14 protein-coding genes are annotated in these 12,351 nt (G+C 41.9%); 2 read left to right on the top strand and 12 right to left on the bottom strand.

Translation table 11 applies throughout. The features are described from left to right. Nucleotides 1–12 precede the first annotated feature (12 nt). From JO375_RS07475 to JO375_RS07440, 8 genes are all read right to left on the bottom strand, one after another. The gene (locus tag JO375_RS07475; protein ID WP_229523861.1) at nucleotides 13–801 is read right to left on the bottom strand and encodes an ABC transporter permease; all 789 of its coding nucleotides are present in this window, start codon (nucleotides 799–801) and stop codon (nucleotides 13–15) included. A 6-nt stretch (nucleotides 802–807) separates the two neighbouring features. Next, entirely contained in the window at nucleotides 808–1,629 is an 822-nt protein-coding gene (locus JO375_RS07470; RefSeq protein WP_229523860.1) for an ABC transporter permease, read from the bottom strand. Between the two features lie 27 nt (nucleotides 1,630–1,656). Continuing rightward, the gene (locus tag JO375_RS07465; RefSeq protein ID WP_229523859.1) at nucleotides 1,657–2,586 is read right to left on the bottom strand and encodes a nucleoside hydrolase; all 930 of its coding nucleotides are present in this window, start codon (nucleotides 2,584–2,586) and stop codon (nucleotides 1,657–1,659) included. Further along, nucleotides 2,586–3,659, bottom strand: coding sequence for an ABC transporter substrate-binding protein (locus JO375_RS07460; protein ID WP_229523858.1), 1,074 nt, complete (start codon nucleotides 3,657–3,659; stop codon nucleotides 2,586–2,588). The genes JO375_RS07465 and JO375_RS07460 overlap by 1 nt, the downstream gene beginning before the upstream one ends. Nucleotides 3,660–3,834: 175 nt before the next feature. Next, nucleotides 3,835–4,179: a DUF2294 domain-containing protein gene (locus JO375_RS07455; protein ID WP_229524072.1), complete on the bottom strand. Its 345-nt coding sequence runs from the start codon at nucleotides 4,177–4,179 to the stop codon at nucleotides 3,835–3,837. Between the two features lie 347 nt (nucleotides 4,180–4,526). Further along, nucleotides 4,527–4,838 (bottom strand): hypothetical protein, encoded by a 312-nt coding sequence (locus JO375_RS07450; RefSeq protein ID WP_229523857.1) that lies wholly within the window; start codon nucleotides 4,836–4,838, stop codon nucleotides 4,527–4,529. Between the two features lie 29 nt (nucleotides 4,839–4,867). Further along, complete coding sequence (locus JO375_RS07445; protein ID WP_229523856.1) at nucleotides 4,868–5,164, bottom strand: WXG100 family type VII secretion target; 297 nt, start codon at nucleotides 5,162–5,164, stop codon at nucleotides 4,868–4,870. A gap of 40 nt (nucleotides 5,165–5,204) precedes the next feature. Beyond that, the gene (locus JO375_RS07440) at nucleotides 5,205–6,650 is read right to left on the bottom strand and encodes a lipase family protein (RefSeq protein ID WP_229523855.1); all 1,446 of its coding nucleotides are present in this window, start codon (nucleotides 6,648–6,650) and stop codon (nucleotides 5,205–5,207) included. Nucleotides 6,651–6,730: 80 nt separating this feature from the next. Here JO375_RS07440 and JO375_RS07435 point away from each other — a divergent pair, with 80 nt between their 5' ends. Next, nucleotides 6,731–7,084 carry a hypothetical protein gene (locus JO375_RS07435; protein ID WP_229523854.1) on the top strand — a complete coding sequence of 118 codons (354 nt, stop codon included), beginning with the start codon at nucleotides 6,731–6,733 and terminating at the stop codon, nucleotides 7,082–7,084. Between the two features lie 228 nt (nucleotides 7,085–7,312). Continuing rightward, nucleotides 7,313–7,666: a hypothetical protein gene (locus JO375_RS07430; protein WP_229523853.1), complete on the top strand. Its 354-nt coding sequence runs from the start codon at nucleotides 7,313–7,315 to the stop codon at nucleotides 7,664–7,666. A 56-nt stretch (nucleotides 7,667–7,722) separates the two neighbouring features. Here the strand turns inward: JO375_RS07430 and JO375_RS07425 are convergent, their stop codons facing one another. From JO375_RS07425 to JO375_RS07410, 4 genes are all read right to left on the bottom strand, one after another. Next, nucleotides 7,723–7,869 carry a hypothetical protein gene (locus tag JO375_RS07425; protein ID WP_229523852.1) on the bottom strand — a complete coding sequence of 49 codons (147 nt, stop codon included), beginning with the start codon at nucleotides 7,867–7,869 and terminating at the stop codon, nucleotides 7,723–7,725. A gap of 27 nt (nucleotides 7,870–7,896) precedes the next feature. Beyond that, nucleotides 7,897–9,291, bottom strand: a complete 1,395-nt coding sequence (locus tag JO375_RS07420; RefSeq protein WP_229523851.1) for a hypothetical protein — start codon at nucleotides 9,289–9,291, stop codon at nucleotides 7,897–7,899. 20 nt (nucleotides 9,292–9,311) lie between these two features. Next, a complete protein-coding gene (locus JO375_RS07415) occupies nucleotides 9,312–11,330 on the bottom strand; it encodes a DUF4163 domain-containing protein (RefSeq protein ID WP_229523850.1) in 2,019 nt (672 codons plus the stop codon). Between the two features lie 17 nt (nucleotides 11,331–11,347). After that, on the bottom strand, nucleotides 11,348–12,351 hold a 1,004-nt coding region (locus JO375_RS07410), incomplete at its 5' end, for a hypothetical protein (RefSeq protein WP_322098709.1).

Raw genomic sequence — 12,351 nt, 5'->3', positions numbered from 1 at the left:
TTGAAGCCTCCATTACCTTTTAGTGAAGTAAGACAATCCCATCAGTCGTTCGATCAAGAACATAAGGATACCGGTCAAAATCATCAGCATAACCGAAATCGCTGCAATCGTCGGGTCAAAATAATTTTCGACGTAGGTCAGCATTTGAATAGGCAAGGTACTGAAGCCCGGTCCTGTCATGAAAACGGAAATGTCGACATTGTTGAATGATTCCAGAAAGGCAATCAGGATAGCCGCAATAATACCTGAACGAATATTGGGCAGAACCACCTTGAAAAAGGTTTTCAGTCGTCCTGCTCCCAAACTGAGTGCTGCTTCCTCAATCGCAAAATCAAAATTAGACATGCTGGATGCAATGACCCGTATAATGAACGGCAGCATAATCACCGTATGCCCGATTAAAAGTCCAGCGTATACTGGCAAATGGTACACAATGATCAGATAACGCAGCAGCGTAAAGCCAAGGACGATCCCTGGGATCAGCAACGGAGAGAGAAATAAAGCATTCAGCGCATCCTTCCCGCGAAACGAAGACCGGCTAAGCGCATAAGCAGCAGGCATACCGAGCAATAGTGCCAGGATGTTCCCCAGTAAAGAAACAACAATCGATGTTTTGAACGTAGACATAAACAAGTCCACCTCAAAAATATTCTCATACCATCGAAGGGAAAAGCCCTGCGGCGGGAATTTTAATACCGTGCCCGGCTCGAAAGAAGTGACCGATATGATCAACAGCGGACCGAGCAGAAAGATGAAGACCAGCAGGCTAAAGAAGCCTAGTCCATAATGTTTCTCCCGCATATCCACCTACCCCTTCGGATTGAGTTTATGGGCCGCCTTATTTAAGAGACCGACCACGATAAATGTAATGGCAATCATAATTGTTGCAATAACAGAGGCTAAAAACCAATCGTTCAGTGTCCTCGCGTTCTGATATAAAAATGTAGCGATTACCCGCTGCTTGCCACCAAGCAATGCCGGTGTCGTATAAGCTGTCAGGCTGCCTACGAAAACAAGAATGCTTCCGATGATCAGACCCGGCACAGACAGCGGAAATACAATTTTACGAAATGCGCTGAACCTTGAAGCCCCGAGGCTCTGGGCAGCATGAACAAGATCACCATCCATATTTTCAAGTACACCGATCAGTGAAATGATCATTAGCGGTAAAAACAAATGAACTAGACCAATAATCATCGCCGCAGGGGTGTACAAAATATTCAAGGGCTCATCCACGATTCCCAAATCGACAAGTACGTTATTTAACAGACCTTTGCGCCCCAAAATAACCATCCAGCTAAATGACCGTACCACTGGACTCGTCAGCAAGGGGAAAATAGCCAATGCCAGCAAAATTCCTTTACGACGTGGTGCCTTTTGCGAGATATAATAAGCCGTCGGGAAGCCGAGCAATATGCACACAAGTGTCGTAACGACACTAACTTCCAGCGTAGTCAGCAATATTTTCAGAAAGTAAGGGTCCTTGAAGAAATGGAGATAGCCTTCTAAGGTGAATGAGCTGTTCTGCACAAAGGTCGAACCGATCGTCAACACAATCGGAATGACCATGGACACCGCCAGAAAGAGCAAACCTGGCAGCAGCAGCCAAAACAAGTATGTTTTCTTCATGGGTAGCTCCTTGCGGTTATCAAAATGTTATTCCTTGTTCAGCACCTGGATGAACAATTCCAGAAAAGCTTCGCTGTTGACCTGTTCGCACACGTCCATGTTGGAACTATGGTTGAGGCGGTTCTGTACATCGCCGACTGTTTGTCCATCACATAGACGGCTGGAGGTTTCCACATCTACATACAACAGTGTGGTTTCTACCAGCCCCGAATCCAGCGCCACACCCACAGCCAGCGGATCATGAAGCGCACAGGCTTTTACCCCGTTGCGCTCCTCATAACGCTTGGTATAGGCAGCTGTGCTTTCAGCTACGTAGTCACGAATGGCCGGATCGGTCAGGCGGGCAATATGCTCCGCTGTCAGCAGCGCTTTCCGTGTTACATCCAGTCCAACCTGTACCAACTGTTTAAATCCGGCATGAAATACGATCCGCGCCGCTTCAGGGTCGGCATACATGTTGTATTCGGCCACAGGCGTAATATTGCCGCAACCGTGAATAACACCGCCCATAAATATGACCTGATCAAGGCGGTCCGTCATCTCGGGGCACTTCAACAGCGCCAGCGCCAGATTAGTGAGCGGGCCCGTGCAAATCAGCGTCACTTCCCCCGGATGAGTCATGATCGTATCAATGATGATATCCGGTGCAAAGCCTTCGGTTGCAGACACTGGCGGGATCACTTTACTCAATGCGCCCCCGATACCATCTTCTCCATGTATATGGTGCTCATGCAGTCCTTTGCGTATCAATGGTGCCTCGGCCCCTTGATAAACCGGAATATCCGGTCTATCCAGCAGATCGAGGATTTTGCATGTGTTCAATGTTGCTTGTTCAAGCGACACATTCCCACATACCGTAGTAATGGCCTGGATATCCAACTGACCGCTTTTAACCGCCAGCAAAATCCCGAGCGCATCATCAATGCCTGTATCTACATCTAATATTACTTTTTTCATTATTGTGTAACTTCCCGGTTCCAGCGATCTGTCCAAGCCTTAATATGGTCGTTAACAAATTTCATATCCAGCTTAGTCAGCTTGTTCACTACATCTTTACTATACGTAATACCTTCTGTATCAGCGCCGGACAGTACAACTTGCGTATTCACCGGGGAGTCAACCTTCGCCTTGGCAGATTTCTCCTGGACTTCCTTACTCAGCTGCCAGTTGATAAATTCCTCAGCCAACTCCTTTTGGTCAGAGCCTTTCACTACATTAATTGTGTTCATTACTGCATAGGCCCCTTCACTTGGAGATACAAATTTCGCTCCTGGCACAGCCGCCTGCAAATCTTTGAAATACATTTCCATGATCGGTCCGCCCGCAATTTCCTGCTGGCTAAACATGTTGACGAATTCAGATGTTTTACTATAGAACTTAACGATATTCGGGCTCAGCTCCTTCAGCTTCCCGAAAGCCTGGTCTTCATTAAACTCCTTATTCCCCGCCACCTTCGAGGCCACGTCTACAATCATCGGTCCAGCTGTAGCGGTGATGTTCGGCAGAGCCACGTTTCCTTTGAACTCACGGCCCCACAGGTCAGCCCAGGAGGTCACATTTTTTTTCACCATTGCCGGGTTGTAGGCAATACCGAGGCGACCCACAGTATAAGCAGGGCCGTATTCCTCGCCTAGTGGTGCTTTTGCAATATCATAGATTTGATTTAGGTTGGGGATCTTGCTGCGGTCCAGCTTCTCAAACAACCCTTGTTGAATTCCCTGTTGCGCGTAATAATCAGACAGATAAATCAGGTCGACATCTGTGCTGCCTTGACTGATTTTGTTCAAGCGCTCTGCGTTATTTCCAATTTCCACAACAATATCCACGTTATGTTCCTTTTCAAAGGGCTCGTATACTTCTTTCTTGAAAAAGTCCTCGGAAAAGCCCCAAGTGGAAATGACCAGCTTCTTTTTACCATCAGCTGAGCTACTTTTTCCATCTGTCTGAGTGCCAGCAGCATTGCTGCCGCAACCTGCCAGTACCAAAGATGCCAAGGTCACAGCCATGAATCCTTTAAACCATTTCTTCATAAGAAACTCCTCCTATTTTTTTACTCTACACTCTTTATAACACAAAAAAGAAAAGTACCCTTGTAGAACAAGAATACTTTTCTTCGTAAACAAAGAATAAGCTGATCCCGCTGTGCGTTATAACAGGTTCTCTCCTCAGATAGATCCGAAGCGAAAAGCCGAATATCGAATTGTATTAGGATTCTTTCAGTATGATGTTCGTAATTGCCCACTGCGTTGCTGAATCATAATCACGCAGTAAGGCCTCAATGTCGAGCCCTATATCTTCAATCAGCTTTTCGCGAAGTCTTTTCTTATACAGCATGGACATTCGGAAATCCACTTCCAGCTTCAAGCCGGGGGCTTCCACTTCCAATGCCGCCGAGCGTGGAGAACGCCGGTGCTTCGCCATAAAGGTAACTATGTTGTTCTCAACGGTGGCCCGCAGCAGTGTGGTCCCGAAGCCGAACAGTTCCTTTGAAACCTCATTATAAATCTTGCACATCCGCTTCTTGTTTTCATTAATGTCGAGCAGCGTCAATGAAACCACCCTTATCAGCATATTACGTACAATCTATCTCTCAACACGATAGATTATACATAAATATTGGATGAATAGCAATCACAATCCCTAATCTAATAATATCTGGCTCGAAAAAGCGAACAATATGTCGAACTTTGTAGAGCTTTAGAATATTTTCGTTCTTTTTATCTGAGATATGAAAGCAGCAGACTACAAAGGCATCATCGTTGCCATTCAGGGAGAATATTTTTTTCTTCTACTATATATGGTAATTTCACAACACATTTAACCGTACTCCCCTGGTATTCCCAACGGTGTACGGTTTATTTTATAATACGTATCTAACTTCGCTAGCTAAAGACTCCTTATGAAAAAACTGATTGAATCCACGAGGATACTACAAGAGCAGCCGGCCACAGCAGCATAAAGTTCGTTATAATATACGCCTTCTTAAAAGCATAACGATGATAAAAATACCAACAGCTCCATGAAATGAATACTCCTAACGGGTAGCTCATCATGATATAGACAAAAATATAACTGATCAGGTGATCACCGGCTGTTGGTGCATCAAAGGAAAATACAGCCAGCATCAGCATGAGTGGATAGGCTAGTAACGTCAAGCCATAAACAATATTCAATATAAGTAAAATAACGAATGCTTTTTGATTTTTCATGATGCTCTCCTAACTATTGCATTTACCTTTCACCATTGAGCAGCACGTTTACGTTTCTCTTCCCGTCGATCAGCTTCTTCCATTTTGCGAATATAACGTTTCAACTGCTCTTTATGCTCGTCCAGTTCTTGTATTCGTGCAGTTGTTCCCTGGAGAAACGCCTCCATTTTACGTGTTAATTCAGCAGCTGATTCGCCCCGCCAGTCTTGCAGACGATCATATATATTTCTCATCTGCTGCTCCTGATGCTGAAGTCTTTGCTCTAGCTGCTCGCACTGCTGTACAGCCCTCCGCAGATCCCCCAGGCTCAAAGATATTCTGCTCATTCCTTTTGCCTCCTGTTGTGTTCTTCCAGCTGATGATGTATTACTGATCCACCATCGTAAATTCCTGGCCCTTGCGGTCTATATACTCCGCGATCTCCGTAATTGATTCCTGATACCAGCGATTAATCCGATCCAACGTCGCCGTTGCACTATGCGCAATCGGGGTCAAAGACTGACTTTCACTGGTACCGATATGAGCCTGAAATAACTGGATGGATGCTCGGGTATCGCTGGAAAACCCATGCAAGCTGGAACGCATCTGATTAGCCGCACGCTTTAGCTCCTCGGGTGTTAATTGAATTGTGCCTCCATTTTTGTTGCCTACAAAATATGCCCCGCGTTGCCCTGCTCCCATGATATTCACTCCCAGTGCAGTAGCAGCAAACTGCCCGAAGGCACCCATTTGACCTCCGTAGCGTTCAACCAAATCGCCCATAACTTCCTTGAATTTCGCCTCCGCCGCAAGCCTTTCCTCGTATGCCTGTAACCGCGGGTTGCCCTCTACCAGTTGTCCGTCCATTGTGTACAAGGGATTGCTGATATTTCCGTTTTCATCAAACGTAAAGTGTTCCATTGCATGGGTGTGCTCTCCACCTATTACTGAATTATAGAATTTGGTGAATGCATCTTGTTGCATCATAGGCAATGTAACCGGAACAAAAACAATGGGGGACCATTGAGGGCCAAAAATAAGATCTCTCAATTCATTATTTTTTCTTAGTGGAACAGAAACAGGAATAGTAATCTTGGCTGCATTCGCAGTCTTATAATCACTCCCAATATGATACGTCTCTCCTACATGTTGATTGGCACTTGTGGCCCCTCCACCAACTGAATCTCCCGGATGAGCATAAGCTGTGTTGGTTTTCTTGAACTCTCCGGCCTTTGCCCTCTTTTGAAGCTCCTCAGGCAGTAGGTGTACAATATCTGGCGCATTAAAACTTACCGATGGCAAACCATTCATTACTGCAACATATTCTGCTTCTGCACCGCCCAAAGAATGACCCGTTGTAGATATTTCCGCAGTAGGGAACTTTTCCTTCACTTCATCGTACAGATTTTGGGCTTTCGTAAACTGATTATTCTGATACTGGGCCTCATACTGGTAAAATGAGCTTTGTACCTGTAGTGGGAGTTTCTTGATCTCTTCCTGGTTGTTAACATAGTAATCATGAACCTGATTTAAAGTTTTGGTTCGTCCACCCACGACATCGTTGATATCCGTTCCTATGTCCATCACTCTACTCCATAATGGTCTTCCGTCTGGTTCTGTACCCCTGTACCCTATAATCACCTGGTTGGTTTCGGCGTTATGAAAAACAGTCGCATCAAATCCAGAACCGTTCGTGTCATGTAATAGTTTCTCATCCAACTTAGCAACTTCCCAACCAGGAATGTTATCATTCTTATAAGTCTTTGGATCAATATTCAAATCGTAAGCTTCATTCGATATGATCCAGTAGGTTTCGTCATTAACGTATTTCAATTTTTTCCCACCTTGTCTAAATAGCTGAGATATTATAAAGTTATAAAAAGTCATTATTTCCATTAAAGGAGAAAAGAAAAATGAAAAAGAAAATTTGGATTTCTGCTCTTACCTTGGTTTCAATCCTTGTAGGAATCTTTTATCACATGCAATATACGGCGAATGTACAAAAAGAAGAATACGTCCAATCTGGCATACCCATTGGAAAAGAATACATAATGAAATATTATAATGCCGAGTTTATATACAAAAATTACGACTTTATTGGCGGATATGTTAACTCTACCGTTTATCTTCGTGGCTATATAAAAGGGCATGAAGGCCAGTTAATCTCAATAAATTATGACTATAAGAAGAAAAAGGTGCTCTACGTGACTGGACCTGATTGGTTCATCGACAGTCGGAATCCCAAGAAGGACGTATCTGTTCCATAAAATAAGATTCGCTTTATTCAGCAATAAACTCACCTTTCCATTCTCAGGAAGCAGTATCATTATAATGTATTATTTTTATTTCGAATATCAATAGGAATATAAATGAGAACAAAGTCGGAGAGGATTGTATTTTTGGCGTGGTTCATACCTATAATGTTTAGGACTTTGTAACTGTATGTTAGGAGAAATTTGCATGTATGAACACAATTTTAAGGAGAATAACACAACTTGAAAAAGAAGAAACTATGGTTAATTGTTGTTATTTTACTTTTCGTTCTAATAGGAATCTTTTATTACATGCAGTACGCATCGAATGTGAAAAAGGAGGAGAATGTTCGCACGGGTATACCTATTGGAAAAGAGTACATCAAGAAATACTACAGAGCTGATTTCATATTTAAGAGTTACGACTTTATTGGCAGTTACGTTAACTCTACCGTTTATCTTGATGGTTATATAAAAGGGCACGAAGACCAAGTCATATCTATTGCTTATGATTATAAAAAGAAAAAAGTACTTAATGTGAGCGGACCAGATTGGTTCATTGACAGCCGGAATCCTAAAAAGTATTCAGAATATTGAACCATGAATGCAGAAAAGGCTCCTTAGGAGCCTTTTCCAGTCGTTACAAGACACATTTACCGTTTTTCACTTTTGGTATTATGCTGATTTACATGAATAAAAGGATATTCGCCATTGCTTATTTTAAGCTTCCATTCTTGAATCATATCTTCCTGGGTTGGCGATTGCTCGTTCACGATTGCTCCAGTAGTTACTTTAGCCATGATTATTACCTCTCACGATGGATTTAGTTATTGCGTCTTTATCTTTTCTCCAGTCATTTTGATGTTACCATCCATTTCTACCAGACTCGTTTTACATTTTAAACCGATCGCATCTTTCGCTGTGACTTGTATTGTGTTCCCTGCATTGAACACCAGGTTCCCGTCGGCTTTTACACGGATATCTTTCTTGCTCCGCAATTCGATCCCATGATCATCCAGCAGTCGAATTACCACTTCATCGTCGTTCCCGGTGATTAAAATTTCATTTTTCTCAAATATAATGGCTTTGCGGTACTTGGTCATAAATATCTTCGTTGACGGGTCCTTAATAAAGTCGCCGCCTTTGGATCTTTTGCGAATGGAGTGGGTAACAATGGCGTCTTTCTCTTTATTGGTCGGAAAGTAGATATCTACAAAGTCAAACAGCTCCGGCATGCAGTACCATCCCGTATTCCCTTCCGATGTATAGAATGTAGCATGTGGAAAAGCACAGGTTTCCTTGACGTTCGGCTTTACCTTATCCATTTCATAAAAGAATACCTTCACATGGTCCTGCTCAATTCCAATGACCCTGGACTTCAATGAGATGCCGCGAATGTTCTCGTTTAAAATCAATTCCTGCTTCATTCCATCCGATGTAGTCAGCACATATTCATACCACAAGGCACTGTGCCGTATAAATGCAACAGACTGCAAGACATATAAAGCTTTCCCTTTGAATTTAGCCTCATCCCCAATTTGTAGCCGGGCATCTTTTGCCCCTGTCGTTTGCACTTTATAATACAAAAGATTATCGTCCTTGCTTGCCCCTGGCTTGGTTTTTCTGGTCATGGAGTAGTTATACTGTTTGAGTTCTCTTTTCGCTGCACCATCGGGTAATCCAAAATAAAACTGCGGGATTTCTCCTACCGGGTCAGGGATCAATCCCCAGCCAAGCCGAGATGCTATACGTTTCAGAAACGACCAGTCCGTCTCATCGAATTGCATCGTAAACTCCTGTAAAAGCTGATCTTTCAAGCGACTTGTACAATTGGCATTAGGATAGGATTTGAGTACATGCTCCAGTAATGTCTGCAACTTCATGTTTACATTTTGAAAGGATTGTCGGTGAGGCACTTCATCCAACTGGCTTGTATAGGACACAGCTTCAGCGATCAAATGAGCTACATTGGACACCCACTTGATTCGGATCTGCATGGTTAATCCCTTGAACAACACATTCTGTGTATGATCATCATTCACATAATAAATAACTAGCTTGGCACCTGCATCCATATGATCCGTGTACTCTTCCATTTGAGTTTCAGTTAACACCCCCGTCAAAAAGACCTTCACATGCTCATTCATTTTCTGTACAACTTTTACCTTCGGATTTTTAAGAGATAGAACAGCTCCGTTATACTTGATGATTGGATATCCCATGTTTCTGCTCCTTTGGTTGGTTAGTTTACGTGTATCCGTTGTTTACTTACGTATTGAATGACATCCTTGATGGTTTGATTATGCCCCTTATCATTGATGGCCTGATCCAGTGCAGGGAGTGTGGTAAAGGTTTTATTTTTTTTCTGAAAATAGATACCTGCAATGGGGAAAGGGTCAATTCTATCAGGCCCCCCAATCCCGTTATCCACATTGGCGATGATGATAACATCTTTCAAACCATCGTTATTTACATCCTTGAAAGCTACCGCTTTTACGCCTCCATAAAATGCAACCCACTCATTGTTCCCGTAGAACTTAGGAAATGAATATAAAATATACCCTTGTTTATTTAGTAGGAAGAAGAAGTACTTACGAAAACCATCCGTATATCCATAAGTAGATACAAACTGTACTTTCCCAAAGCCTTTGAAAGTAGCTTGAAAAGACTGTGATTCTTCAATTTCATATTGATTGGTATCCAATTTCCCCCCGTTAACAACGGAAGCAGACTGGTCAACAACAGGACTTAGTTCACTCCATAGTTCCTTATTTCGCTTCATGTCATCTGGAATTTGTTGAAGACGAATTTCATACTCTGCGTGGTCCCCTGCTGCATGAGCCACGGGTATGCTAATTCCCAGTGAATCATTTGTGAGATAACTAAACGTATTTGATCCTGATTCCTCGCCTGAACCTTCGAGTACATCTGCGTTTGTTAACGATTGAATTAGATCATCTTGTGTAAAATTACTGATTAATCCTTTTTGCTCCGGCTGTACAGCTGCGATCTTCCCGCTTTTTAAAAGCTCTAAAAATGGTCTTTCAATCTTTATCAGATCACTCAATCTTAATCTTGAAGCCTGCTTTATATCCAGGTTGGTCGTATAAAACATATGATTAGGATAGGCTGCCTTCTTCACATAACGAATACCTGTATATTGTACACTCAACAACCGTTCACTTTGTCGTTTAATCTTATAATCAATTTCCACGTGAACTCCAGTATCAGAATTGCCGTATTCGTGTAATCCTTTTAAAGCCTCGCTCTTAAGAATATGGTTTAAAGACTTTTGTTTTTCAGCATCCTCAAGCTTCGTAATTTGAGGATATTTAATAACGATTCCGTTTTCCGAATATTTCTCTTGAATGAGTTCATAGCTTTGCTGCCCAGTATCAGTATCTGAGTTGATGCTCTGTTCAGAATTAATACGGACCTCTCCACTCTTGGAGAACTCAATGGTAATGCCCTTGTCGGAATTATCCTTGCTTATTAAAAATCCATCGCGGTGATCTTCGATACTCATGCTATCATGTTGTCGATTTTCTAAAATAAACTCATCCACATCCTTGTTCAATTCCCACGAAGCCGGGAGCTTCATCTTATCTATTGCTATTTTTTTCTCCGTCCACTTTTGCCTGGATAATTCCCATAAAGTAACAAACACCGGATCTGGATGATATATTGAAACATATCCCCCTAATAACAACTGTGTTCTCTGGTCTGAATTCCGAACGATAAAATCTGTAGCTAATTCTGGCCCGCCATCCTCAATCATCTGGGCATGCACAAGCTGCTTCGTACTCCACCACTGAATAAATGTGTATTTATCTCCGATCGTACCTGTCACCGTAGTGGGTGCTCTATAATTCATAACCCTAACGTTTAGCTGCCCACTTTTTAACTGAAACGATTTTGTTAAGATAGTGAGATTGTTATCGAACTTTTCTACTAATTCTCCATCCTCCATCTCTACACTTTCTGGTTCGTTTAGCAACAAATGAAGGCCCTGTGTGAACTCATCAATCTTTTTTTGTCTGACTTCAGAATCTATATTCTCATTGTTGATTATACGAAGTGTCCCAACCAACGCATTCAGCCTTTTCGAATCGGAAATCATTTTGGCTTTATTTTGGAGAGGAAGCGCATGATTTGTTTCTACTTTTGAAGAATCATTCCCCTTTGTACATCCGTTCAGTACTACACAGGAAATTAGTAATAACAACATGCAGCAAATACGACCGCCCTTTAAGTAATTCATGCTGAATATCACGCTCTCTACAATTTATCTTTTAACTCTATGCTTATAATCTTCCACTTGCCCGACTGTTTTTCCAACGTAAAAACAAGTCCCTTGTCTGTTTTCTCTTCATCTGAATCACTTCTTACTAAAAAGGTCTGCTGATTACCCTCATAAGCGATCTCTTTTATATCTAGATCTAATCCCGTATAGTCCATAGCGGAGAAATCTATGATATTCTCAAAATCATATTTGGGGTTTGCTGACAAAGCAGTGAGTTCCTCCATCTCAGGCAAGGGTATGAAGAAGCGATTCTTAAGATAATGATCCTCCAAATAATTTAGGATAATATCTTTAGGAATCAGGGGATATACAAATTTTTTGTTTTTATTCTCATAAAGAACTTTTGATTTTTCTTGTCCAGTCTTATCGAATTTCTGATACGTCATTATTGTATGCTGTTGAGTATCCTGAAAACGGTAATAACTCACATCCTCAAAAACACCATCTTTATTAATATCCTCCAGCTTCCTGATTCCTTGCCCTGTTACTTCTGGATAATTGTAATTCAGGTTGTTAATTCGGTTATGGTCTAAAGAAAATATAGAGAATCCTTCGGCCTCATCCACTTCGCTAGTGGAATATACAACGATAAATTTCTTATCTGTTTGATCCAACTTCATGATCTTTACATCTGTATTTAGATGCACAACTATAACCGGGTCCTTTAATTTATCAATGATGTGATAGCCGGCATCCTCCCGGATTACAAATATGTTGTCAATGTCCTCTTTTTCTAACCCAAAAGCAAGCACGTATTCCGGCTTTCCATCACGGTCCAAATCTTCTTTTAATATTTTTTGTAGATGCTCATCCTGAGGTTGGATTTTCTTTATAAACTTATCTAATGTGTTAGAATCTGTAGCGTGAACGCTATTTCTTTTATTTATTGGAGTAACAATATTGCTATTTCCAGGTTTCATAGGTTCAATTGTGTGTTGCTTTTCGTTCGTTTGTTTTTCCACACATCCATTCAATAACA

The sequence above is a fragment of the Paenibacillus farraposensis genome (assembly GCF_020736845.1).
GTDB classification, from domain to species: Bacteria; Bacillota; Bacilli; order Paenibacillales; family Paenibacillaceae; genus Paenibacillus; species Paenibacillus farraposensis.
The sequence above is the reverse complement of the archived record's forward strand: the minus strand, read 5'-3'. Positions and strand labels throughout refer to the sequence as shown.

What these genes read in the sequence shown, in the direction of transcription:
- JO375_RS07445 (WP_229523856.1), bottom strand. Translation starts at nt 5,164, where the DNA reads ATGAGCAGAATATCTTTGAGCCTGGGGGATCTGCGGAGGGCTGTACAG.
- JO375_RS07460 (WP_229523858.1), bottom strand. Translation starts at nt 3,659, where the DNA reads ATGAAGAAATGGTTTAAAGGATTCATGGCTGTGACCTTGGCATCTTTG.
- JO375_RS07465 (WP_229523859.1), bottom strand. Translation starts at nt 2,586, where the DNA reads ATGAAAAAAGTAATATTAGATGTAGATACAGGCATTGATGATGCGCTC.
- JO375_RS07475 (WP_229523861.1), bottom strand. Translation starts at nt 801, where the DNA reads ATGCGGGAGAAACATTATGGACTAGGCTTCTTTAGCCTGCTGGTCTTC.
- JO375_RS07425 (WP_229523852.1), bottom strand. Translation starts at nt 7,869, where the DNA reads ATGGCTAAAGTAACTACTGGAGCAATCGTGAACGAGCAATCGCCAACC.
- JO375_RS07415 (WP_229523850.1), bottom strand. Translation starts at nt 11,330, where the DNA reads ATGAATTACTTAAAGGGCGGTCGTATTTGCTGCATGTTGTTATTACTA.
- JO375_RS07470 (WP_229523860.1), bottom strand. Translation starts at nt 1,629, where the DNA reads ATGAAGAAAACATACTTGTTTTGGCTGCTGCTGCCAGGTTTGCTCTTT.
- JO375_RS07450 (WP_229523857.1), bottom strand. Translation starts at nt 4,838, where the DNA reads ATGAAAAATCAAAAAGCATTCGTTATTTTACTTATATTGAATATTGTT.
- JO375_RS07420 (WP_229523851.1), bottom strand. Translation starts at nt 9,291, where the DNA reads ATGGGATATCCAATCATCAAGTATAACGGAGCTGTTCTATCTCTTAAA.
- JO375_RS07435 (WP_229523854.1), top strand. Translation starts at nt 6,731, where the DNA reads ATGAAAAAGAAAATTTGGATTTCTGCTCTTACCTTGGTTTCAATCCTT.